Below are 21,458 nucleotides of genomic sequence, written 5' to 3'. Positions count from 1 at the left end.
GCTCACGCCGCCATCCCCGCCGGTGAGATCAGCCGCCCGTGCGCGGCCAGGCCGGAATCGTGCGTGGCCATGACCACGGTGCCGCCTTCGTCCCGGTACGCCGTCAGCAACTCCGCCAGGCGCAGCCGGAACCCGAGGTCCAGGCCGCGTTCCGGCTCGTCCAGCAGCAGCACGCTGCTCGGTCTCAGCAGCGTGGCCGCCAGCGCGAGCCGCTGCCGCTGCCCGGTGGACAGGTTGAGCGGTGCCGCGTCCGCCCGCTCCACCAGGTCGAACACCTTCAGCGCGGTCCCGGCGTCCATCCGGGCACGCGGATGCACGGCCGCCATCAGCTCCAGATGCTCGCCCGCCGTCAGCCCCGGGTACCAGGCGGGCTCGTCGCCGAGATGCGCCACCCTGCGCCAGAACGCCGCGTCGTCCACCGGCGGGGCCCCGAACACGTGTACCTCGCCGCCCGAGACCGGCTGGAGCCCGGCGAGGGTGCGGAGCAACGTCGACTTGCCGGAGCCGTTCGGGCCCACGACCGCGACGATCTCGCCTGGGGACACGGTCAGTGTGAGCTCGCGCAGCACGGGATTGCCGCCGAGCTCGACCGTGAGGTTCTCGACACTGATGATCGGCTCGTCCACCGTTCGAGCCTAGCCAGATCCCCGTGCGCACAGGCGATTCTGTCGGTGCGGTCGTCTACCTTCTGTTCCGAACACCTGTGCGACTGGAGGTCGGCATGATTGCTTCTGAGCGCTTCGAGCGTGCTGCGGTGCTGGGGGTCGCTGTGGCGGAGGAGGCCAGGCGGCTGCTGAGCCGGCATCTCGACCCTGCGGCGAGCGAGGAGGGGGCGGACGGCACCGTGCTGGTCGACGTGCCCTATCCCGACGCCGCGGTGGTCACGGCCCTGCTCGACGTGGCGGCCGAGTGTTTCGGCGAGCGGGGCGGCTCGGTCGAGGAGACGCGGCAGGCGGCGTTGGAGACCTTGTTACAGCTCGCCGGGTTCGACGACGAGTCGCAGCTCAACTCGGGCGGGGGGATACGGTAGAAGGCGGCCGTCTCGGCCCGTCCGCAGCGTCAGGAGGGGAGGACGGGCAAGTCCGGGGGCCGATGCTCCGGCCGGCGCCGACCACGGTGACCTGTGCGGAGCTGCCCCGCATCGTGGCAGCGGCTGTGCAGACGATCTGGTCGACGGCCGGAGCCGACAGCTCACCGGCCGGAGCGGACAGGGTCACCACCAGCTGGCCGGCCGGGCCGGCGGTCAGCGAGAACGGGCCGGCGTCGGGCGGGACCTCGGAGGTGAGCCCGTGCGCTTGTTCCCTCGGCGTGGGGCCGGCCGCCAGCAGCGCGAGCGTGTCCGCCGGGGTCAGCCGCCCGTCGGGCCGTGCCACCACGCTGAGCCGCCCGTCCTTGACCAGGTAGAGGGTGACCGTCGTGGCATGCTGAACGGGCCCGCTCGGCGGGTCACCGGCGAGGATGACATCGCTGGGCCGCACGCCACACCCCGCCACGGCGACAAGCGCGACGAAGCCCACCACGAGCCCGACGAAGTCCGCAGCGAACACGCGCCGGGCGAACCGAATCCTCACACCGAACCTCCGTCGGGGTTGCCTGCTTGGCTGGGCGAGGCGGTGAACCGGGTCCTCACGCCGGGTCTCCGTGCGAGTGTGAGGTGCGGTGGGGTGGAAGCGGTGAACCGGGTCCTCACGCCGGGTCTCCGTGCGAGTGTGAGGTGCGGTGGGGTGGAAGCGGTGAACAGGGTCCTCATGCCGGGTCTCCGTGCGAGTGTGAGGTGCGGTGGGGTGGAAGCGGTGAACCGGGTCCTCATGCCGGGTTCTCATGCCGGGTCCTCCTCCGGATCGGAGGATCGGCGGGGCAGGCGCAAGGTGAAGATGGCGCCTCCGTCCTCGGCGTTGGTGACGGTGATGTCCCCCTGGTGCAGGCGGGCGTTCTCGCGGGCGATGGCCAGGCCGAGGCCGTTGCCCTCGGACCGAGTTCTGGCCGCGCCGGCCTTGTAGAAGCGGTCGAACACATGCGGCAGCACCGCGTCGTCCAGCCCCGGCCCGTGGTCGCGGACCTGCAGTTCGATCCACTCCGGGTCGGCGGACAGGCGCACCGACACCGGTGGCTCGCCGTGCCGCAGAGCGTTGCCGACCAGGTTGGCGAGGATGACGTCCACCCGGCGCGGGTCCAGCCGGGCCGTCACCCCGGACGGCAGCTCGGCCTCCACCCGATCCGGCCAGCCCCGGGCGCGCAGGGTCGCGTGCACCAGCTCGGCCACGTCGATGTCGTTCAGCGCGAGGGCCGCGACGCCGGCGTCGAACCGGCTGACCTCGATCAGGTCGTTCACCAGGCCGGTGAGGTTGTGCGTCTCCTGGCTGACCAGCCGGGCGGCCCTGGCGGCGGGCTCGGGCAGCCGGGCCGCCTCCTCGTCGAGGACGTCGGCGACCGCGGCGAGCGCGGCCAGCGGGGTGCGCAGCTCGTGGGACACGTCGGCCACGAACCGGCGGGCGTCGGCCTCCATCGCACGCAGCTGCTCGACGTGCCGTTCCAGCTCGGCGGCGGTGTTGTTGAACGTACGCGCCACGTCGGCCAGCTCGTCGGAGCCCCGGACCTCGATCCTGGTCCGCAGCTCGCCCTCGCCCAGCAGGCGCGCCGCCCGGCCCAGTTCGCGTACCGGGCCCAGCACGCCGCGGGTGGCCAGCGACGCGAGGACGACCGCGAACGCCAGCGCCGCCCCGCCGGTGAGCCAGGCGCGGGTGGCGAGCTCGTCGATGCTGCGCTGTTCGGCGAGCAGGCTGCGCGCGACGTAGACCTCGATGCCGGACGGCTGCGCCGGCCTACCCCGTTCGGTGACCAGCAGCGGCATGCCGACGATCAGCCAGGGTGAGCCCTGCCACGCCACCCGCTGCCACGCGGTACGGCCGCCGGCCACCGTCCGCCGCATCTCCGGCGAGATCACCGAGAGAGCCTGCACCCGAGCCTCCGGCCCCGGGCCTTCGTGCCCCGGCGCCGGTGGCTGGGGAGGGCGGACCGGCGCGTACCGCTCGCCGTAGACGGCGACCGAGAAGTCGGACTGGGCGGCCGCGGCGATCTCGGCGAGCTCCTCCTGGTCCGGCGTGGCGGTCGGCAGCGGGTAGAGCGCCTGCAGGCGGCTGGTCAGCGCCTGCACCGCGGCGTCCTGGGTCCGCTCCAGGATGGCGTTGCGGGCCTGGACGTAGCTCCCGCCGGCCACCGCCGCCGCGGTGACCACGCACAGCAGCGCGAAAGCGAACAGCAGCCGGGCCCGCAGCCCCAGGCTCGGTCGAGGGGCCACCGCGGGCTCACACCGGCCCGAACCGGTAGCCGAACCCGCGCACCGTCTGCACGTAGACGGGCGCCGCCGAGTCGTCCTCGATCTTCGCGCGCAACCGCTGCACGCACGCGTCCACCAGCCGCGAGTCGCCGAAGTAGCCGTGCTCCCACACCGACTCCAGCAGCTGCTGGCGGCTGTGCACCCGGCCGGGCGTGCTGGAGAGCACGAGCAGCAGGCGCAGCTCGGTCGGGGCGAGGCTGACCGGCTCGCCGCGCTTGCCGACCACCAGCCCGGCCCGGTCGATGGTCAGGTCGCCGTGCCGTTCGAGCTCGGCCTGCTCGCGGCCGATCCGCCGCAGCACCGCGCGGATGCGGGCCTCCAGCACCCTGGGCTGCGCGGGCTTGACCACGTAGTCGTCGGCGCCCGACTCCAGCCCGGCCACCACGTCCATGTCGTCGCCGCGCGCGGTCAGCATGATGATCGGCACGTTCCCGGTGGCCCTGATGCGGCGGCAGACCTCGAACCCGTCCATGCCGGGCAGCATCAGGTCGAGCACGACGACGTCGGGGACGTCCGCGCGCAGCCGGTCCAGCCCCTGCTCGCCGGACTCCACCGCGCGCACCCGGTGCCCGTGCCGGGACAGCGCCAGCTCAAGGCCCTCCCGCACGGCCGGGTCGTCCTCGATGAGCAGTATTCGCGACATGCCCCCGGGTTTCACCGCACACTCCGTAACTCGCCCGTCGGTCGACCCCAACCACTGTCGGCCGGTCGTGTCCTCGTCCCGTCAGCGCCATGTCATGGTTGTGTCACGGTCGCACGAGCGAGGGTCCCCGTCGACGAACGCGTCGACGAACGGTGACATACGGCTGACGACGCGCGCACATTCGGCGCCAATCGTAGTTCGCCATGAACGAACCACGCACCATCCCACCTCGGCCCCGGGACCGGCTGTACGCCGCCGTCACGCTGGTGCTCGCCGTGCTGCTGCTGCCCGTGGCGTTCGTCCGCCGTCCCGGCCACGCCCGCGAGCTGGCCTGCGGCTGGGTGCTGGCGATGCGTTTCCCCGCCGAGGACCTGACCGGGCTCACCGAGGGCGCAAGGGCGGCGTTCACCGCGGCGCGCACCGAGGCGCTCTGGCGGCACCGCCAGCTCATCGGCCTCACCTCGGGCTACCGCGACCCCGCCGTCCAGCAGCGGATGTTCGACGAGGAGGTCCGCCGCTCCGGCTCCCCGGCCTCGGCACGCATGCTCGTGCTGCCGCCGGCGGAGTCCGGCCACGTGAAGGGCGTCGCGCTGGACGTCCGTCCCCATGAGGGCGCGCGGTGGCTGGAGGAACACGGCGCCCGCTACGACCTCTACCGCCTGTACGACAACGAATGGTGGCACTTCGAGCACCGCCCGGAGTGCGGCGGCACGCCCCCACCACGACGGCCCCATCCGGGCGCGGGCCACGTCATCGGGAACTAGCCGCTCAGGGCGAAGCCGGCCGCGGCCTCCGCGTGCAGCCGCGCGCTCGGCAGCAGCGGAACCGGGGTGTCCTTCTCGGTGATCAGGAGCTCGATCTCCGTGCAGCCGAGGATGACACCCTCCGCTCCGCGGTCCGCGAGGCCGGCGATGATCCGGGCGAACGCGTCCCTGGACGATTCCCTGAGCACCCCGCGCACCAGCTCGTCGAAGATCACGCGATGGACCAGCTCCCGCTGCTGCCGCGGCGGGACGACCACGTCGAAGCCGTGGGCGGCCAGCCGGTCCCGGTAGAAGGGCTGCTCCATGGTGAAGCGGGTGCCCAGCAGACCGACCCTGCGCATCCCCCTGGCCCGGACCTCGGCGCCCACGACGTCGGCGATGTGCAGCACGGGCACGCTCGCGGCGCGCGCCACGTCGTCGCTCACCCGGCTGAAGGTGTTGCTGCAGACGAGCAGGACGCCGGCGCCGAGGCTCTGCAGTTTCCGGCCGGCGTCGGCCAGCAGCGCGCTCACCTCGTCCCAGCGGTCGGCGAAGATGAGGTCCTCGACGGTCGTGTAGTCGACCGACCAGATGAGGCTGTCGGCGGAATGGCTGCCGCCGAGCCGCTCGCGTACCCGCTGGTTGATGATCTGGTAGTAGATCACCGTCGACTCCCAGCTCAACCCGCCGATGAGGCCGATGGCGCGCATGGAACTCCGTTTCACTGGTTTGCGGTGGCGAGGGCCCTGGCGCAGGCGCCGAGCCCGTACTCGCTGGAGGCCTTGACGAACACCACGTCGCCCGGTTCGAGGAGGGCGGTGGCCAGCTCGATCGCCTCTGTCACGTCTTCGACGGCGTGGACGGCCACGCCCGAGGACCGCGCCGCCTCCGCCGTCGCGAGCGGATCGCCCGTGCCGACCGTGATCAGCACGTCGAAGCGGAGGCCGGCGACGAGCCGGCCCACCTCCGCGTGCCGGGCGCGGGAGGCGTCCGCCTGCTGCCCCATCCCGCCGAGGACGGCGACGGTACGGCGGACGCCGGCCAGGGCCTTGGCCGCGCGCAGCCCGGCCCGCATGGATTCGGGGTTGGCGTTGTAGGCGTCGTCGACGACGGTGACGCCGTCGGGTCGTTCCGTGATCTGCAGCCGGCCCGCGGAGCGCCGCCGGGCGGCGGTCAGCCCGTCCGCGATCTCGGCGGCGTCCAGACCGAGCGCGGTGGCGACGGCGGCCGCGGCCAAGGCGTTGCTCACCTGGTGCTCGCCGATGAGGTCGAGCGCGACCGGAGCGTGGCCGGAGGGCGTCACCAGCTCGAACGCCGTCCGCGCCCGCTCGTCCATCCGCACGCGTTCGGCGCGCACCCGCGCCCGCGGCGACCTGCCGTACAGCAGGATCTGGGCCTCGGTGCGGGCGGCCATGCCCAGCACGTACGGATCGTCGGCGTTGAGCAGCGCGTACCCGTCCGCGGGCAGCGCCTCGACCAGCTCGCCCTTCGCCTCGGCCACGTCGGCCCGCCCGGTCCCCATCCGTTCCAGGTGCGCGGTGCCGACGTTGAGCACCAGCCCGACCTGGGGCGGCGCGATCCCGGTCAGGTACGTCAGATCGCCCTTCCTGCTCGCGCCCATCTCCAGCACCAGGTGGCGGGTGGCGGCGTCGGCACGCAGCACGGTGAGCGGCAGCCCGAGCTCGTTGTTGTACGACCGGTCGGTGGCGACCGTGGCCGCGTGCCGTTCGAGCACCTGGGCCAGCAGGTCCTTGGTGGTGGTCTTGCCCACCGAGCCGGTCAGGCCGATCACGGTCGGGCTGATGCGCCGGAGCAGCTCCCTGGCCAGCAGGCCGAGCGCGAGCCGCACGTCGGCCACCACGAGGGCGGGCACGCCGACGGGCCGCGCGGCCAGCACGGCCACGGCCCCGGCCGCGACGGCGGCGGCCGCGTGGTCGTGACCGTCGGTCCGGGCGCCGGCCGTCGCGGCGAACAGGCCGCCGGGCGTCACCTCGCGGGAGTCGACCGCCGCGGGCGCCGTCACCAGCGCCCCGGGGTCGGGCACGTCGTGCGGGCTCGCGCCGCAGGCCCGCGCGATCTCGTCCAGCGTCATCGGGATCACGAGCCGCTCCTCGCGAACGCGAGGTCGATGAGGCGGCGCAGCAGCTCCGGGTACGGGACGCCGCTCGCCGCCCAGGCCCTGGCGTAGACGGACCGGGAGGTGAAGCCGGGCATGGTGTTGATCTCCAGCACGTACAGGCGTCCCGTGTCCTCCTCGTGGAGGAAGTCGACCCGGGCCAGGCCGTAGCCGCCGATCGCGCGGAAGGCGCGCAGGGCCAGCTCGCGCACCTCCCCGGCCACCCGCTCTGACAGGACGGCGGGGATGGTGGCGATCTCGGCCCCGCTGAGGTATTTGGCCTCGTAGTCGAGCCAGTCGCCGGGCACGATGAGCTCGCCCGGCACCGAGACGCCCGGGTCGTCGTGGCCGCCGAGGACGCCGCAGATCAGCTCGCGCGCGGTCACGCCCTGCTCGACGACGACCGTCCGGCCGTGGGCCAGCGCCAGCTCCACGCCCGCGCGCAGCTCCGCCATGCCGGTGACGCGGGAGACGCCGATGGAGGAGCCCAGGCCGGCCGGTTTGACGTACATCGGCCAGTCGAGCGGCTTCACCAGCTCCCCGTGGTCGGTGGCGGTGCGCCATTCGTGCGCGCTGAACCACACGTACGGGGTGACCGGGATGTCCTCGGCCAGGAACGCGCGCCGCATCGCGACCTTGTCCATGGCCACGGCCGAGGCCAGGACGCCGCACCCCACGTAAGGGATGCCCAGCGTCTCCAGGTGCCCCTGGACCACGCCGTCCTCGCCGAACGGGCCGTGCAGCACGGGGAAGACCACGTCCGCCACGTCGCGCCGCAGGTCCACCGGCCATCCGCCGTCGCGGCCGATGATGACGGGGACGGGCTCGTACCGATCCCTCGGCAGCGCGGCGAGCACGGACTGCGCCGATTGCAGGGACACCTCGTGCTCGGCGGACGGGCCGCCCGCCAGCACGGCCACACGTATGCGTCGGGCCACGATCGATCAGCCTTTCTCGGCAGCGGGACAGGGCCCCACCACTGTCGGCTGATCATGTCCGCGCCTCGTCAGCGCCCTGTCATCGTTGTGTCACGGACTCGCTCGCGACAGGAAGCTCGGCTACCGTTCAGGAATGCGCATCATCTCGGTAAATGTCGGCGTCGCGGTGACGGCTGAGTGGTCGGGGAGGCTGGGACGGACCGCGATCGACAAGCAGCCCGCCGGGCACCGCGTCCCGGTGCTCCTCAACGGGCTCGCCGGCGACGAGCGCGCCGACCACAAGCACCACGGCTCCTCCGACCAGGCGGTCTACGCCTACGCCCGGGAGGACTACGACTGGTGGCAGGACCGGCTCGGGCGGGAGCTGCGCGACGGGCTCTTCGGCGAGAACCTCACCACGGCGGGGCTCGACGTCAACGGGGCCGTCATCGGCGAGCGGTGGCGGATCGGCGGCGCGCTGCTGGAGGTGACCAGGCCCCGGGTGCCGTGCGTGGTGTTCCGCAACTGGATGGACGAGCCGGCGTGGGTCAGGCGGTTCACCGAGGCGGGACGGCCGGGTGCGTACCTGCGGGTGATCGAGACCGGTGACGTGGGGGCGGGCGACGAGGTGGCGATCGTCGCACGGCCCGGGCACGGGGTGACGATCTCCGACTGGTTCCTGGCCCGCCACGGCGACGGGGAAGCGCTGCGGCGCGTGCTGACGCTGCCGGGCCGCGACCCGCACTGGGACGAGCTGGCGGCGAGGGCCCTGGGGACGCCGGTCCGGAGCGCCGGGCAGGACGAGCCCGCGGCGGCTCCGGCCGGCTGAGTCCCCGGCCGGGGTGTCAGCGGAGGACCGAGTGCAACGCCGACGTCAGGGAGGCGCGCGAGTCGTCCTGGTCGATGGACCACATCATCGAGCCGCCCAGCCCCTTGAGCCGGATGTACGCCGCCTTCTGCACCAGCACCGCCGGATCGTCGTACGACCAGAACTCGTTGCCGTCGTACAGCCACATCGCCCCGGTCAGCAGGTCCCGGTAGCGCTTGCCCGGCTTGTTCACCAGGTCCTTGTAGTCCTCGTTGCCGGCGGCCCACTTGCCGGGCGCGGGGCCGGTGGCGGGCTTGTAGAGGCCGTCGCCGCCGCCGGTCACGCCGGTCCAGCCCTGGCCGTAGGCGGGCACGCCGATCACGAGCTTGCGGGCGGGCGCGCCCCGCGACAGGTAGTCGCGCACGGTCTGGTCGACGCTGTACCTGACGGGGTTCGGGTCGCGGCGGTCGGTGAGGAGGTTGCCGTTGTGCCCGGTCTGCGGCTCCCAGGTGCCGTGCAGGTCGTAGCCCTGGACGGTGGCGAAGTCGAGCTGCTTGAAGACGCGGCGCACCTCGTACCCGGCGTCGATCTTGGCGGCGGCGGCCGGCAGGAAGGCGCTGAGCTCGGCGTCGCGGGCGTAGGCGTCGAGCTGCCCGCGCAGCTCCTCGACGAACAGCGTGAAGTTGCGCCTGTCCTCGGGCCGGATGACGTTCCCCTCGGCTCCGGCCGAGCCGGGCCACTCCCAGTCCAGGTCGATGCCGTCGAAGACGCCGGCGCCCGCGCCCGGCTCCAGCCCCGGCAGGTTGCCGCGCAGCCACAGGTCGACGCAGGACCGGGCGAGCTTCGCGCGCGAGTCGGCGGTGAGCACGGCGTCGGAGAAGTATTTAGACCCGGTCCAGCCGCCGAGCGAGATCAGCACCTTGAGCCCGGGGTGCTTGGCCTTGAGCTTGCGCAGCTGGTTGAGGTTGCCGTTGAGCGCCTGGCCGGGCGCGTCGGCCACGCCGTCCACGCTCTGCTCGGCCGGCACCGGACGCTGCCAGTCGGCCCACGGATCCGCCGAGTAGCAGGAGCCTCCGGCGTCGACGAAGCCGAACGCGTAGTTGAGGTGGGTGAGCTTGGCGGCGGCGCCGCTGACGTCCACGTCCCTGACGTGGTAGTCGCGGCCGTAGACACCCCATTGGATGAAGTACGCGACCCGCTTGAAGCCGCTGCGGGTCTGGGCCTCGGCGGGCGCGGAGACCGCCGTGAGTCCCAGTAAGAGCGAGAGCATGATCAGGGTCTTCTTCTTCACCGGACGACTCCCGTCAACTCATAAGAAACTTTCCTATAAGTTGACGTGATGGTAGAGCCCGCGTACCAGGGCGTCAACGATCCCGCAGGCGGGACCACCCCCTGACGACCGGCAGACTGGAAGGGTGCCATCCACCCTGCCCGACGGCGACCCCGCGCCCAGCACGGGCGAGCTGCCCGACAGCGCCCTGCGCGGCCTCGGCGAGCGGCCGTTCGGCTTCTACGTCCACGTGCCGTTCTGCGTGACCCGCTGCGGCTACTGCGACTTCAACACCTACACCGCCGCCGAGCTCGGCCCCGGCGCCTCCCAGCGCGACTACGCCGACACGGTCGTGGAGGAGGTGCGCCTCGCCAGGCGCGTCCTGGGCGAGCGCGAGCTGCCGGTGGACACCGTGTTCTTCGGCGGGGGCACCCCCACGCTGCTGCCGCCCGAGGACCTCGCGCGGATCCTCGCGGCGATCGACTCCGAGTTCGGGCTGCGGCCGGGGGCCGAGGTCACCACGGAGGCCAACCCCGAGTCCGTCGATCCCTCCTCGCTGGAGAAGCTGCGCCACGGCGGGTTCAACCGCATCAGCTTCGGCATGCAGAGCGCCCGCGAGCACGTGCTGCGCGTGCTCGACCGCAAGCACACGCCGGGACGCCCGGCGGCGGCCGTGCGCGAGGCCAGGGAGGCCGGGTTCGAGCACGTCAACCTCGACCTCATCTACAGCACGCCGGGGGAGTCCGACGACGACTGGCGGGCCTCGCTGGCCGCCGCGATCGAGGCCGGGCCCGACCACGTGTCGGCCTACTCGCTCATCGTCGAGGACGGCACCAGGCTCGCCGCCCGCATCCGGCGCGGCGAGCTGCCCCTGCCCGACGACGACGTGGCCGCCGACCGCTACCTCATCGCCGACGAACTGCTGGCCGAGGCCGGCTTCCACTGGTACGAGGTGTCCAACTGGGCGACCTCCGAGCAGGCCCGCTGCCGGCACAACCTGCTCTACTGGACCGGCGGCGACTGGTGGGCCGCCGGGCCCGGCGCGCACAGCCACGTGGGCGGCACCCGCTGGTGGAACGTCAAGCATCCCGCCGCCTACGCCCAGCGCCTGGCCGCCGGCGTCTCGCCTGCCCACTCCCGTGAGGTCCTGGACGCGGACGACCGCGCGGCCGAACGCCTCATGCTGGAGCTGCGCCTGGTCACCGGCTACCCGCTCGGCGACGTGGCGCCGCGGGCGCGCCCGGTGGTGGCGGACGCGCTGGCGCGGGGGCTGCTGGAGCCCGAGCCGTTCAAGGCCGGGCTGATGGTGCTCACGCTGAGGGGGCGGCTGCTGGCCGACGCCCTCGTACGCGACCTGCTGGTCTAGGTGATCATCCGGATGGAGAGCGGGTAGCGGTAGCGCTGGCCCTTATTCGTGGCCACGGCCGCCTGGATGTGGAAGATCAGCGACAGCACCCAGATCACCGGCAGCAGCAGGACGCCGATGAACACCACCGACAGGACGCCCGCCACGACGTAGCCGATGAACATCGTGATCTGGAAGTTCAGCGCCTCCGCCGCCTGGTCGCGGACGTAGGGGGACTGGTCACGCTTGATCAGGTAGATGATCAGCGGGCCGATCCAGGAGGCGAGCAGGCCGAGCAGGTGCGCCAGCATCGCCATCGTGGTGTCGTCGGTGCCGGGGCGGGGGCCGTGCATTCCCGGCACGTACGGGCCGCCGGGGGGCTTCGCGTAGCCGTAGCCGGGCGGGGGCTGCTGCTGGTAGCCGTAGCCGGGCTGCTGGCCGTAGCCGTAGCCCGGCTGTGACGGGGGCTGCTCGCCGTACCCGTAACCGGGCTGCTGACCGTACCCGTAGGCGGGCTGGGACGGGGGCTGCTGCCCGTATCCGTAGCCGAGCTGGGAGCCGGGCTGCTGCCCGTATCCGTAGCCGGGCTGGGAAGGGGGTTGCTGGCCGTACCCGTAACCGGGCTGGGAGGGCGGCTGCTGGCCGTAGCCGTAGCCCGGCTGCTGGGGGACGGCCGACGGCGGGACGTACCGGGTCGCGTCGTCGTCCGGCGGCGGGGCGTGGGGATCCTGGCTCATCATGTCTCCGTAACGAAGTCGATCAGTTCTTCGACCCGGCCGAGCAGTTCGGGCTCCAGGTCGGTGAAGGTCGAGACGGCGCCGAGGATGCGCCGCCAGGCGTCGGCCGGCTCCAGGCGCCAGCCCAGGGCGGCGATCACGCCCTCCTTCCACGGCACCCCGCGCGGCACCTCGGGCCAGGCGGGGATGCGCAGCACGGACGGCTTGACCGCCTGCCAGATGTCGACGAACGGATGCCCCACGACGAGCACGTCCGGCGAGGTGATCTCGGCGGCGATCCGGCTCTCTTTGGAACCGGGGACGAGGTGGTCCACGAGGACCCCCAGCCGCCGCCCCGGTTCGGGGCCGAACTCGGCGACGATGTCCGGCAGGTGGTCGACGCCTTCGAGGTATTCGACCACGACCCCCTCGACCCGCAGGTCGTGGCCCCAGATCTTCTCCACGAGCGCGGCGTCGTGCACGCCCTCGACGTAGATGCGGCTCTCCCTGGCCACGCGGGCCCGCAGCCCCTCGACGGCGATGGAGCCCGACGCGCTGCGCCGGGGGCCTTCGGGGGCGGCGGCCGGCGCGGGGCGCACCAGGGTCACCGGCCTGCCCTCCAGGAGGAACGCGGCCGGCGCCAGCGGGAACAGCCGCCGCCTGCCGAACCGGTCCTCCAGCGTGACGGCCTCCTTGTCGCAGGCCACCACGGCGCCGCAGAAGCCGCTGTCGGCGTCCTCCACGACGAGATCCGGCTCGGCGGGCACCTTCGGAATCTTGCCCTTGCCGGGCCGCCGCCAGTTACCCGCCAGAACATCACCGTCGTACACAGGGGGGACCGTAGCAAATCACCCGGCGGCCGCAAGGCGCTTGCGCGCGGAGGAGCGGCGCACCAGGACCACGATGGTGGCGATGATCGCGAGCAGGATGCCCGCGCCGGGGATCGCGAGCAGCGCGACGACCCCGCCGACCACCCCGCCGGCGGCGGACGACAGCGGCTTGCCGACGCCGTACTTGACCGCGGCCGACTCCTCGTTGCTGCAGGTGAGCTGGTAGTCGCCCTTGGCGGGCGCGTTGACCACGAGGATCTGCTCCCACACGACGCCGTTGACCGTGACGGTCTGCGAGCCGCCGGTCTTGGCCAGCTTGGCCTGCCCCGATCCGCCGGCGATCTGGCACGAGTATGTGACCGGCGTGTCGGAGGAGAGGTAGACGGCGGGCTTGTCGGCCGGGTCCACGGTGACGGTGACGTTCTCCCCCGAGGCGAACGTCTTGGTGGGCGCGAGGTCGTTCACGCCGCCGGCGACGCCGTTCACGAAGAGCACGATGCCGAGGACGCCGCAGAGCACGGCCACGATCCAGGCGCCGCCGACCCACCACAAGCTGGGTTTGATGGCTTTGGAATCGATTCGTGGTGGGAACTGTGGTTGTTGGCCGTATTGTCCGTACTGAGGCGGCGGACCATACGGCTGCGGAGGCGTGCCGTATCCCGGCTGCCCACCGTATCCGGGCTGCGGCCCGTATGCGGGCTGGGAGCCGGGCTGCGGGCCGTATCCGGGCTGAGGCGGGAATGGCTGATGGTGGTACGGACCCTGTCCGGGCGGTGGCCCGTACGGGGGCTGTGCTTCGTCCGACATGTCCGCAAGTGTGAAGCCTGTCGCTTGTAAGACGCTAGCAAGAGGATGGGAGCCGGTGTCATCGCACCCTGTGGGCGAGAGCCGTACACTTGGCACTCGGGAACACAGAGTGCTAGGCACCGCGTTTTCCCTACGGGCAGAGGCAGGAGGTGAGCACGTGCTCGACGAACGGAAGCTGGCGGTGCTCCGCGCCATTGTCGAGGACTACGTGTCCACCAACGAACCGGTGGGCTCCAAGGCGCTGGCCGAGCGCCACAATCTGAAGGTCTCCCCGGCGACGGTCAGGAACGACATGGCCGCGCTGGAGGAGGAGGGCTACATCACCCAGCCGCACACGAGTGCGGGGCGGGTGCCGACGGACAAGGGCTACCGCCTGTTCGTCGACCGGCTCTCGCAGATCAAGCCGCTGTCCGGCGCCGAGCGCCGGGCGATCGAGACGTTCCTGGCCGGCGCCGTCGACCTGGACGACGTGGTGATGCGCACGGTGCGGCTGCTCGCGCAGCTCACCCGGCAGGTGGCCGTCGTGCAATACCCCACGCTCACCCGTTCGACCGTCCGGCACGTCGAGCTGGTGCCGCTGAGCGAGCGCCGCGTCATGCTGGTGCTCATCACCAACACCGGCCGCGTCGAGCAGCGCGTCGTCGAGCTGCCCGAGGCGCTGGAGGACACCCGCATCGCGCACCTGCGCGCGGTGCTCAACTCCGGCCTCGACGGCTGCCAGCTCAGCAGCGTTCCCGAGCTGGTCGCCGACCTGCCGGAGCGGCTGCCCGTGGAGGACCGCCCGGCCGCCGCCACGATCTTGTCCGTGCTGCTGGAGACCCTGGTGGAGCGGTATGACGAAAAGATCGTTTTCGCGGGTGCGGCCAACCTCGCCGGAGCGGACTTCTCCGTCGGCCTGCGCGACGTGCTGGAGGCGCTGGAGGAGCAGGTCGTGCTCATGCGGCTGCTCGGCGAGACCTCCCCCGACACCCCGTCCGCCCTCACCGTACGGATCGGCTCGGAAAACCCCTACCTCCAGGGCACATCCGTGGTCGCGACCGGATACGGTCTTGGCGACAACCAACTCGCCCGGCTCGGTGTGCTGGGTCCCACCAGGATGGACTATCCCGTGACGATGGGCGCCGTGCGCGCGGTGGCTCGCTACGTCAGCCAGATCCTGGCTGCATCATAAGAGGTCGATAAGTGGCAAACAGCGACTATTACGCCACCCTCGGGGTGCGGCGTGACGCGAGTCAGGACGAGATCAAGAAGGCATACCGCCGGCTCGCCCGCGAGTTGCACCCCGACGTGAACCCCGATCCTGACACCCAGGAGCGGTTCAAGGAGATCACGCAGGCCTACGAGGTGCTGTCCGACCCGAACAAGCGCCAGATGTACGACCTGGGGGGCGACTCCTCCTTCGCCGGCGCGGGAGCGGGCGCCGGGGGCTTCGGCGCCGGCTTCCCGTTCAGCGACATCATGGACGCCTTCTTCGGCACCGCCGCGGGCGCCCGTGGCCCGCGCTCGCGCGCCCGCCGGGGTCGCAACGCCACCATCCGGGTCGAGCTCGACCTGCGCGAGACGGCGTTCGGCACCACTCGTGAGCTGGTCGTCGACACGGCCGTGGTGTGCGAGGTCTGCCACGGCGCCGGCGCCTCGCCCGGCACCCACCCCGACACCTGCGACATGTGCAACGGGCGCGGCGAGATCTCCCAGGTCACCCGCTCGTTCCTGGGCCAGGTCATGACCTCGCGGCCGTGCCCGCAGTGCGGCGGCTTCGGCACCATCATCCGCCACCCCTGCCAGGAGTGCTCGGGCGACGGCCGGGTGCGCACCCGCCGCACCATCAAGGTCCGCATCCCGGCGGGCGTCGAGGACGGCACCCACATCCAGCTCGCCGGCGAGGGCGAGGTCGGCCCCGGCGGCGGCCCGCCCGGAGACCTGTTCCTGGAGATCGTCGAGCGCGCCCACGAGATCTTCGAGCGGCGCGGTGACGACCTCCACTGCACCGTCCAGCTCCCGATGACGGCCGCCGCGCTCGGCACGGTGCTCGCGGTCGAGACGCTCGACGGCACCGAGGAGGTCGACGTCCGGCCCGGCACGCAGTCCGGCCAGGTCATCACCATGTTCGGGCGGGGCGTGCAGCGCCTCAACGAGTCCGGCCGGGGCGACCTGCTCATCCACGTCAACGTCGAGACCCCTTCGAAGCTCGACGCCCAGCAGGAGGACCTGCTGCGCGAGCTGGCCAGGCTGCGGGGCGAGGAGCGCCCGCCGGGCAAGTTCGCGCCGGGCCAGCAGGGTTTCTTCTCGCGCCTGCGCGACGCGTTCAACGGCAGGTGACGTGAGCGTTCCGGTGTTCATCGCCCCCGAGCTGGGCGACGGTCCGGAGCTGACGCTCGACGGCCCCGAGGGGCGCCACGCCGCCTCCGTGCGCCGTCTGCGGGCCGGCGAGCGGGTCGATCTCACCGACGGGGCCGGCCGGGTCGCCGAGTGCGTGGTGCGCGAGGCGTCCAAGGACGCGCTCGGCCTGGACGTGCTGCGCCGCTACGAGGTGCCGGCCCCGCGACCGCGGCTGACCGTGGTCCAGGGGCTGCCCAAGGGCGACCGGGGCGAGCTGGCCGTCGAGATGATGACCGAGGCCGGGGTGGACGTCATCGTCCCCTGGTCGGCCTCGCGCAGCATCGCCCAGTGGAAGGGCGACAAGGTCGCCAAGGGTCTCGGCCGCTGGCGGGCGACCGCGCGCGAGGCGGGCAAGCAGTCCCGCCGCTTCCACCTGCCCGAGGTGAGCGAGCCGGCCACCACCGCGCGGGTGGCGGAATTGCTGGCCGGGGCGGCGCTCGGGCTGGTGCTGCACGAGGAGGCGGCCGAGCCGCTGTCGAAGGTGGCGCTGCCGGCCGAGGGCGACATCGTGGTGGTCGTCGGGCCGGAGGGCGGCGTCTCGGACGAGGAGCTCGACCGGTTCAAGGCCGCGGGGGCGGCGCCGGCGCTGCTCGGGCCGACGGTGCTGCGCACGTCCACGGCGGGGGTGGCGGCGGCGGCCGTGCTGCTCACGCGCACGGGCCGGTGGTGAGCCGCCGGTCGACACCTGGTGCTAAGGGGTGGTGCCGCCGCCGGTCTCGATGAGCGGGGTGGCGATCTCGGCGGGGCTCTCGCTGATGCTGTCGGCCGGGCACTGCTCGGTGGGGCACGTCGAGGGCTGAGCGGCGGGGTCGGCCTCTGTGGGCGCCGGCGACGCCGACGTGGCCGGGCAGTCGTCGCCCGGGGTCGCGGCCACGGGCGGGCAGGTGGTGGTGGTCTCCGTACGCGGGGTCGGCGACGGCCGGCTCGTGGACCCGGCGGTCCTGGGCGGCTTGCTCGGCGACTCGGTGGTGGGCTCCGGCGGCACGACGACCGGGTTGTCCTGGCTGGGCGGAGGCGGGGGCGGCTGATGGGAGCGGGTGGTGGAGGAGTTGGACGGCACCCTGCCCGTGGTCTCCTGATCGACCACCGTGATCGGGCTCTCGTTGATCACCTTGGACCGCAGCTCGGGCACCACCATGACGATCGTGCCGGCCACCAGGACGGCGCTGGCCGCGGCCGCGCCGGCCCGCCACCAGAAGAGGTTGCGCACGCCGCGCCGCTCGATCCTGGCACGGATGATCTCCAGACCGTCCGGCGAGGGCACGACCGCGTCCGCCTCCGCGCGGAGCGCACGGCGCAGGAGGTCGCCGTGCTCGTCGGGGCGAAGGGTCATGACATTTTCTCCAGGACGGATCGCAACGCGGCCATGCCACGGGCGGTGTGGCTCTTGACCGCGCCCTTGCTGATGCCCATCGCGTGAGCGATCTCAGCTTCGGACAGATCACCGTAATACCGCAGAACCAGTGCTTCTCTCTGCCGGGTCGGGAGGGCTCGTAACGCCTCGATGACGGCGGACCGTTCCAGCTCGCCGATCGCACCGTTCTCGGCGCTCGGCGCGTCGGGCAGGCCCTTGGGCGCGTATTTCTCGACGACGGCGCGGTGGCGCAGCACCGAACGCGAGCGGTTGACGACGGACTGACGGAGGTAGGCGAGTGCTTTGTCGGGGTCGCGCAGCCTGCGCCAGGCGCCGTGAATGGCGACGAACGCGTCCTGCACGACCTCCTCGGCGGTCGCGATGTCGCGCACCAGCAACACAGCGAGACGCACCAACGACCGAAAGTGCGCGCTGTAGAGCGCGGTAACGGCCATGTCGGCATCCCACTCGACCGGCACCGCCCCCATCGACCTGTCGGCCAGAAGGGTTTCGGTGGTCACATCAGTGGGACGCGCGGCCTTCCCAGTGGGTTTACGCTCTTCCGGTTCTTGAGGTTTCCCCGGTTCCTTAGGGTGCATTACCCAGTCGTGTCCTCGCCAGGTGGCGCTCGCCCGACCCTGAATCGTCTTTTTTGTTGAAGTGTCGCACACCCACCCTAACCGCGTTGATCTTCCCGCGCACGACACCGCCGATTACCGATTCGCAACGGACCGGCGGGCGGGAGGCGGGTCGGTATGGTGCTGCTGTGAAGGACTGCCTCTTCTGCAAAATCGTCGCCAAGGAGATTCCCGCCGAGATCGTCTACGAAACCGGCAGGACACTGGCGTTCCGCGACATCGACCCCAAGGCGCCGACCCACGTCCTGGTGATCCCCAAGGAGCACCACGCGGACGCGGCGGCGCTCGCCGAGGCCGACGACGGCCTGGCCGACGAGGTGCTGAAGGCCGCGCACGCCGTGGCCGTGCTCGACCAGGTGGCCGAGCGCGGCTACCGCGTCGTCTTCAACACCGGACCCGCCGCCGGGCAGACCGTCTTCCACACGCACGCCCATGTCCTGGGCGGCCGCGACCTCACCTGGCCGCCCGGTTAGAGCCGCCCGGTTAGACCTGTTGTGGTGTCGAGAGGGGCCGGTGCGGTGATATTGACGCGAGCAAACCGCCTGGCCCCGGATACGATGGGCGGAGAAGAACTCCGCAAGAGACCGGGAGGCATCAGGCCACTGGCCTGCCCATGTCCGAACTACATGAATCCCGACGCACGGCACCTCCCTCGCGCACTCAAGCCAAGGTGCTGATTCCGGACGAATACCCGATGGTCAGCCTCCTCGGCTCCCGTGATGAGCTGCTTCGCGTCATCGAGGGCGCTTTCAAGGCCGACATCCACGTACGGGGCAACGAGATCACCGTCACCGGCAGCCCGGACGAGAGCGGCGTCGTCGTGCGCCTGTTCGAGGAGCTCGTCGAGGTGCTCCGCAGCGGCGGCGAGCTCACCCCCGACGCGGTCGAGCGCAGCATCGCCATGCTCCGCATGACCTCCGACCGTCCCGCCGAGGTGCTGTCGCTCGACATCCTGTCCTCGCGCGGCCGCACGATCAGGCCCAAGACCGTCAACCAGAAACGCTACGTCGACGCGATCGACAAGCACACGGTCGTCTTCGGCATCGGTCCCGCCGGCACCGGCAAGACCTACCTGGCCATGGCCAAGGCGGTCCGGGCGCTGCAGGAGAAGCGGGTCAACCGCATCATCCTGACCCGCCCGGCGGTCGAGGCCGGCGAGCGGCTCGGCTTCCTGCCCGGCACGCTCTACGAGAAGATCGACCCCTACCTGCGCCCGCTCTACGACGCGCTGCACGACATGGTCGACCCCGACTCCATCCCCAAGCTGATGGCCGCCGGGACGATCGAGGTCGCGCCGCTCGCCTACATGCGCGGCAGGACGCTCAACGACGCCTTCATCATCCTCGACGAGGCGCAAAACTCCTCGGCCGAGCAGATGAAGATGTTCCTCACCCGGCTGGGGTTCAACTCCAAGATCGTGGTGACCGGTGACGTCACGCAGGTCGACCTGCCCTCGGGCACGGTCAGCGGGCTGCGGGTGGTCCAGGAGATCCTCGACGGGATCCCCGACATCCACTTCGCCCGCCTGTCCAGCGCCGACGTCGTCCGCCACAAGCTGGTGAGCGAGATCGTCGACGCCTATGGGCGCTACGACGCCTCGCAGGCGGCCCAGGAGCCCAAGGCCATCCAGCAGCGGGGGAAGCGCCGGCCATGAGCATCGAGATCAACAACGAGTCCGGCGTAGGCGTCGACGAGGAGAGCCTGGTCGCGCTGGCCACGCACGTGCTCGGCGAGATGGGCATCAACCCGCTCGCCGAGCTGTCCATCGTCGTGATCGACGAGAACGCCATGGCCGAGCTGCACGAGAAGTGGATGGGCGAGCCCGGCCCCACCGACGTGCTCGCCTTCCCGATGGACGAGCTGCGCCCCGGCGGCGGCGCGCGCGGCGACTCCGAGAGCCCGGCCGACCCGGCGCTCCTCGGCGACGTCGTGCTCTGCCCGCAGGTGGCCGCCCGGCAGGCCCAGGAGGCCGGCCACGCCACCGCCGACGAGCTCGAACTGCTGTGCACGCACGGCATCCTCCACCTGCTCGGCTACGACCACGCCGAGCCGGAGGAGCACAAGGAGATGTTCGGGCTCCAGGCGCAGCTCCTGGAGTCGTGGCAGGAGGTGCGCGACTCGCGGTGAACGTGCCCTGGTTGCTCCTGGCCGTCGCGCTCGTCATCATCGGTGGCCTGATCGCCAGTGCGGAGACCGCGCTGACGCGCATCTCCCGCGTGCGGGCCGAGGAGTTCGTCCGCGACGGCCGGCGGGGGGCGCGGCGGCTGCAGGCCATCGTGACCGACCCGCCGCGCTATCTCAACCTGCTGCTGCTGCTCCGGCTGAGCTGCGAGCTGGTGGCCACGGTCATCGCCACGCTGCTGTTCATCGACGTCATGGAGGACCAGGGCTGGGCGTACGTCTGGGCCGCGGTCGTGATGATCGTGATCAGCTACGTGGTGGTCGGGGTCATGCCCCGCACGCTGGGCCGCCAGCACGCCGAGCCGGTCGCGCTGGCCAGTGCGCCGGTCGTCTACGGGCTCACCCGCATCTTCGGCCCGCTGCCCAAGCTGCTCATCCTGCTCGGCAACGCGCTCACGCCCGGCAAGGGGTTCCGCGACGGCCCGTTCACCTCGGAGGCCGAGCTGCGTGACCTGGTCGACCTGGCCGAGGAGCGCCGGGTGATCGAGCCGGACGAGCGCGAGATGATCCACTCGGTGTTCGAGCTGGGCGACACGCTCGTGCGCGAGGTCATGGTGCCGCGCACCGACATGGTCTACATCGAGCGCGGCAAGACGATCAGCCAGGCGCTGTCGCTGGCGCTGCGCAGCGGCTTCTCCCGCATCCCGGTCGCGGGCGAGAACGAGGACGACGTCGTCGGCATCGCCTATCTCAAGGACATCGCCCGCAAGATCCACGAGTCGGGCGAGGGCGGCGGCAAGGAGCCGGTCGAGACGATCATGCGGCCGGCCGCGTACGTGCCGGAGAGCAAGCCCATCGACCAGCTCATGCGCGAGATGCAGGCCCGGCAGATCCACATCGCCATCGTCATCGACGAGTACGGCGGCACCGCCGGCCTGGTCACCATCGAGGACGTCCTGGAGGAGATCGTCGGCGAGATCACCGACGAGTACGACCAGGAGGCCCCCCGGGTCGAGCGGGTCCCCGACGGCGCCCTGCGGGTCACCGCCCGGATGCCCGTCGACGAGCTGGCCGAGCTGTTCGACACCGAGATCGAGGTCGACGACGTCGAGACCGTCGGCGGCCTGCTGGCCCACGCGCTCGGCCGGGTGCCCATCGCGGGCTCCCACGCGGAGGTGGCCGGGCTGTCGCTGACCGCGGAGACGCTGGCCGGCCGGCGCAACCGCATCAGCACCGTCGTCGTACGCCGCGTGGCCTCCCCCGAGGAGGACGAGGAGTCGGTCCCGGCGAACGCGGGGCAGGAGTAGGCGGGAAGGCCGCTCGCAAGCGATCTACAAGTTTTCTGCAAGCACCGTCGGGCACTCTGTGAATCACGACATCCAGTGCGGTGGGTGTCAAGGGGGAGGCGTCCGAACGCCGGGTGGGGTTCGCGGC

At 71.9% G+C, this 21,458-nt stretch carries 24 protein-coding genes; 11 read left to right on the top strand and 13 right to left on the bottom strand.

The genetic code is table 11. The features are described 5' to 3' along the window. Window positions 1-2 precede the first annotated feature (2 nt). Window positions 3-626, bottom strand: a complete 624-nt coding sequence (gene ccmA, locus ACBR40_RS31870) for a heme ABC exporter ATP-binding protein CcmA (RefSeq protein WP_371251144.1) — start codon at window positions 624-626, stop codon at window positions 3-5. Window positions 627-721: 95 nt separating this feature from the next. Between ccmA and ACBR40_RS31865 the strand changes: the two genes are divergently transcribed. Then, on the top strand, window positions 722-1,030 hold the full coding sequence (locus ACBR40_RS31865; RefSeq protein WP_371251143.1) for a hypothetical protein: 309 nt from the start codon (window positions 722-724) through the stop codon (window positions 1,028-1,030). Here ACBR40_RS31865 and ACBR40_RS31860 read toward each other — a convergent pair. From ACBR40_RS31860 to ACBR40_RS31850, 3 genes are all read right to left on the bottom strand, one after another. Then, on the bottom strand, window positions 1,005-1,571 hold the full coding sequence (locus ACBR40_RS31860; protein WP_371251142.1) for a hypothetical protein: 567 nt from the start codon (window positions 1,569-1,571) through the stop codon (window positions 1,005-1,007). The two genes, ACBR40_RS31865 and ACBR40_RS31860, sit on opposite strands and share 26 nt — an antisense overlap. Window positions 1,572-1,819: 248 nt before the next feature. Then, window positions 1,820-3,298, bottom strand: coding sequence for an ATP-binding protein (locus ACBR40_RS31855; protein WP_371251141.1), 1,479 nt, complete (start codon window positions 3,296-3,298; stop codon window positions 1,820-1,822). A gap of 7 nt (window positions 3,299-3,305) precedes the next feature. Then, complete coding sequence (locus ACBR40_RS31850; RefSeq protein ID WP_371251140.1) at window positions 3,306-3,980, bottom strand: response regulator; 675 nt, start codon at window positions 3,978-3,980, stop codon at window positions 3,306-3,308. Window positions 3,981-4,183: 203 nt separating this feature from the next. On the opposite strand from ACBR40_RS31850, the gene vanY-N reads away from it, so the two are divergent. Beyond that, window positions 4,184-4,744 (top strand): D,D-peptidase/D,D-carboxypeptidase VanY-N, encoded by a 561-nt coding sequence (gene vanY-N, locus ACBR40_RS31845; protein WP_371251139.1) that lies wholly within the window; start codon window positions 4,184-4,186, stop codon window positions 4,742-4,744. Here vanY-N and ACBR40_RS31840 read toward each other — a convergent pair. Genes ACBR40_RS31840 through ACBR40_RS31830 form a run of 3 tightly spaced genes read right to left on the bottom strand, consistent with a single transcriptional unit; the run spans window position 4,741 to window position 7,777 of the window. Then, a complete protein-coding gene (locus ACBR40_RS31840; protein WP_371251138.1) occupies window positions 4,741-5,433 on the bottom strand; it encodes an aspartate/glutamate racemase family protein in 693 nt (230 codons plus the stop codon). The two genes, vanY-N and ACBR40_RS31840, sit on opposite strands and share 4 nt — an antisense overlap. Before the next feature lie 11 nt (window positions 5,434-5,444). Then, a complete protein-coding gene (murF, locus tag ACBR40_RS31835; protein ID WP_371251137.1) occupies window positions 5,445-6,824 on the bottom strand; it encodes a UDP-N-acetylmuramoyl-tripeptide--D-alanyl-D-alanine ligase in 1,380 nt (459 codons plus the stop codon). Continuing rightward, window positions 6,821-7,777 carry a D-alanine--D-alanine ligase family protein gene (locus tag ACBR40_RS31830; RefSeq protein ID WP_371251135.1) on the bottom strand — a complete coding sequence of 319 codons (957 nt, stop codon included), beginning with the start codon at window positions 7,775-7,777 and terminating at the stop codon, window positions 6,821-6,823. The genes murF and ACBR40_RS31830 overlap by 4 nt, the downstream gene beginning before the upstream one ends. Window positions 7,778-7,910: 133 nt before the next feature. On the opposite strand from ACBR40_RS31830, the gene ACBR40_RS31825 reads away from it, so the two are divergent. Continuing rightward, window positions 7,911-8,585 carry an MOSC domain-containing protein gene (locus tag ACBR40_RS31825; RefSeq protein ID WP_371251134.1) on the top strand — a complete coding sequence of 225 codons (675 nt, stop codon included), beginning with the start codon at window positions 7,911-7,913 and terminating at the stop codon, window positions 8,583-8,585. Window positions 8,586-8,601: 16 nt separating this feature from the next. Here the strand turns inward: ACBR40_RS31825 and ACBR40_RS31820 are convergent, their stop codons facing one another. Continuing rightward, window positions 8,602-9,855 carry a glycoside hydrolase family 18 protein gene (locus tag ACBR40_RS31820; protein ID WP_371251133.1) on the bottom strand — a complete coding sequence of 418 codons (1,254 nt, stop codon included), beginning with the start codon at window positions 9,853-9,855 and terminating at the stop codon, window positions 8,602-8,604. Between the two features lie 124 nt (window positions 9,856-9,979). Here ACBR40_RS31820 and hemW point away from each other — a divergent pair, with 124 nt between their 5' ends. Continuing rightward, complete coding sequence (hemW, locus tag ACBR40_RS31815) at window positions 9,980-11,200, top strand: radical SAM family heme chaperone HemW (protein WP_344204873.1); 1,221 nt, start codon at window positions 9,980-9,982, stop codon at window positions 11,198-11,200. Here the strand turns inward: hemW and ACBR40_RS31810 are convergent. From ACBR40_RS31810 to ACBR40_RS31800, 3 genes are read right to left on the bottom strand one after another with little or no spacing between them, the layout of a single operon-like run. Beyond that, entirely contained in the window at window positions 11,197-11,916 is a 720-nt protein-coding gene (locus ACBR40_RS31810) for a DUF4870 domain-containing protein (RefSeq protein WP_371251132.1), read from the bottom strand. The two genes, hemW and ACBR40_RS31810, sit on opposite strands and share 4 nt — an antisense overlap. Continuing rightward, window positions 11,916-12,725, bottom strand: coding sequence for a DUF3097 domain-containing protein (locus ACBR40_RS31805; RefSeq protein ID WP_344204870.1), 810 nt, complete (start codon window positions 12,723-12,725; stop codon window positions 11,916-11,918). Before ACBR40_RS31805 ends, ACBR40_RS31810 begins: the two co-directional genes overlap by 1 nt. An 18-nt stretch (window positions 12,726-12,743) precedes the next feature. Further along, complete coding sequence (locus ACBR40_RS31800) at window positions 12,744-13,277, bottom strand: hypothetical protein (protein WP_344204869.1); 534 nt, start codon at window positions 13,275-13,277, stop codon at window positions 12,744-12,746. 412 nt (window positions 13,278-13,689) lie between these two features. Here ACBR40_RS31800 and hrcA point away from each other — a divergent pair, with 412 nt between their 5' ends. Genes hrcA through ACBR40_RS31785 form a run of 3 tightly spaced genes read left to right on the top strand, consistent with a single transcriptional unit; the run spans window position 13,690 to window position 16,581 of the window. Beyond that, window positions 13,690-14,703, top strand: coding sequence for a heat-inducible transcriptional repressor HrcA (hrcA, locus tag ACBR40_RS31795; protein WP_344204867.1), 1,014 nt, complete (start codon window positions 13,690-13,692; stop codon window positions 14,701-14,703). An 11-nt stretch (window positions 14,704-14,714) separates the two neighbouring features. Further along, window positions 14,715-15,851 (top strand): molecular chaperone DnaJ, encoded by a 1,137-nt coding sequence (gene dnaJ / locus ACBR40_RS31790; protein ID WP_371251131.1) that lies wholly within the window; start codon window positions 14,715-14,717, stop codon window positions 15,849-15,851. A gap of 1 nt (window position 15,852) precedes the next feature. Beyond that, window positions 15,853-16,581, top strand: coding sequence for a 16S rRNA (uracil(1498)-N(3))-methyltransferase (locus ACBR40_RS31785; protein ID WP_344204865.1), 729 nt, complete (start codon window positions 15,853-15,855; stop codon window positions 16,579-16,581). Between the two features lie 21 nt (window positions 16,582-16,602). On the opposite strand, the gene ACBR40_RS31780 is transcribed toward ACBR40_RS31785, so the two are convergent. Together ACBR40_RS31780 and ACBR40_RS31775 are read right to left on the bottom strand one after the other, a co-directional pair. Then, window positions 16,603-17,244, bottom strand: coding sequence for a hypothetical protein (locus tag ACBR40_RS31780; RefSeq protein ID WP_344204864.1), 642 nt, complete (start codon window positions 17,242-17,244; stop codon window positions 16,603-16,605). Then, complete coding sequence (locus ACBR40_RS31775; protein ID WP_033408433.1) at window positions 17,241-17,753, bottom strand: SigE family RNA polymerase sigma factor; 513 nt, start codon at window positions 17,751-17,753, stop codon at window positions 17,241-17,243. The genes ACBR40_RS31780 and ACBR40_RS31775 overlap by 4 nt, the downstream gene beginning before the upstream one ends. Before the next feature lie 278 nt (window positions 17,754-18,031). On the opposite strand from ACBR40_RS31775, the gene ACBR40_RS31770 reads away from it, so the two are divergent. The 4 genes from ACBR40_RS31770 to ACBR40_RS31755 all read left to right on the top strand — a co-directional run bounded on the left by ACBR40_RS31770 (window position 18,032) and on the right by ACBR40_RS31755 (window position 21,331). After that, window positions 18,032-18,376 (top strand): histidine triad nucleotide-binding protein, encoded by a 345-nt coding sequence (locus ACBR40_RS31770; RefSeq protein WP_371251130.1) that lies wholly within the window; start codon window positions 18,032-18,034, stop codon window positions 18,374-18,376. A gap of 140 nt (window positions 18,377-18,516) precedes the next feature. Then, a complete protein-coding gene (locus ACBR40_RS31765; RefSeq protein ID WP_344204862.1) occupies window positions 18,517-19,557 on the top strand; it encodes a PhoH family protein in 1,041 nt (346 codons plus the stop codon). Beyond that, a complete protein-coding gene (ybeY, locus tag ACBR40_RS31760) occupies window positions 19,554-20,030 on the top strand; it encodes an rRNA maturation RNase YbeY (RefSeq protein ID WP_344204861.1) in 477 nt (158 codons plus the stop codon). The genes ACBR40_RS31765 and ybeY overlap by 4 nt, the downstream gene beginning before the upstream one ends. After that, on the top strand, window positions 20,027-21,331 hold the full coding sequence (locus tag ACBR40_RS31755) for a hemolysin family protein (RefSeq protein WP_329582853.1): 1,305 nt from the start codon (window positions 20,027-20,029) through the stop codon (window positions 21,329-21,331). Before ybeY ends, ACBR40_RS31755 begins: the two co-directional genes overlap by 4 nt. Window positions 21,332-21,458 lie beyond the last annotated feature (127 nt).

This window comes from Nonomuraea sp. AD125B (assembly GCF_041402765.1).
GTDB lineage: Bacteria > Actinomycetota > Actinomycetes > Streptosporangiales > Streptosporangiaceae > Nonomuraea > Nonomuraea bangladeshensis.
The sequence above is the reverse complement of the archived record's forward strand: the minus strand, read 5'-3'. Positions and strand labels throughout refer to the sequence as shown.

What these genes read in the sequence shown, in the direction of transcription:
- ACBR40_RS31850 (WP_371251140.1), bottom strand. Translation starts at nt 3,980, where the DNA reads ATGTCGCGAATACTGCTCATCGAGGACGACCCGGCCGTGCGGGAGGGC.
- vanY-N (WP_371251139.1), top strand. Translation starts at nt 4,184, where the DNA reads ATGAACGAACCACGCACCATCCCACCTCGGCCCCGGGACCGGCTGTAC.
- ACBR40_RS31810 (WP_371251132.1), bottom strand. Translation starts at nt 11,916, where the DNA reads ATGAGCCAGGATCCCCACGCCCCGCCGCCGGACGACGACGCGACCCGG.
- ACBR40_RS31825 (WP_371251134.1), top strand. Translation starts at nt 7,911, where the DNA reads ATGCGCATCATCTCGGTAAATGTCGGCGTCGCGGTGACGGCTGAGTGG.
- ACBR40_RS31780 (WP_344204864.1), bottom strand. Translation starts at nt 17,244, where the DNA reads ATGACCCTTCGCCCCGACGAGCACGGCGACCTCCTGCGCCGTGCGCTC.
- ybeY (WP_344204861.1), top strand. Translation starts at nt 19,554, where the DNA reads ATGAGCATCGAGATCAACAACGAGTCCGGCGTAGGCGTCGACGAGGAG.
- ACBR40_RS31775 (WP_033408433.1), bottom strand. Translation starts at nt 17,753, where the DNA reads ATGGGGGCGGTGCCGGTCGAGTGGGATGCCGACATGGCCGTTACCGCG.
- ACBR40_RS31765 (WP_344204862.1), top strand. Translation starts at nt 18,517, where the DNA reads ATGTCCGAACTACATGAATCCCGACGCACGGCACCTCCCTCGCGCACT.
- ACBR40_RS31840 (WP_371251138.1), bottom strand. Translation starts at nt 5,433, where the DNA reads ATGCGCGCCATCGGCCTCATCGGCGGGTTGAGCTGGGAGTCGACGGTG.
- ACBR40_RS31865 (WP_371251143.1), top strand. Translation starts at nt 722, where the DNA reads ATGATTGCTTCTGAGCGCTTCGAGCGTGCTGCGGTGCTGGGGGTCGCT.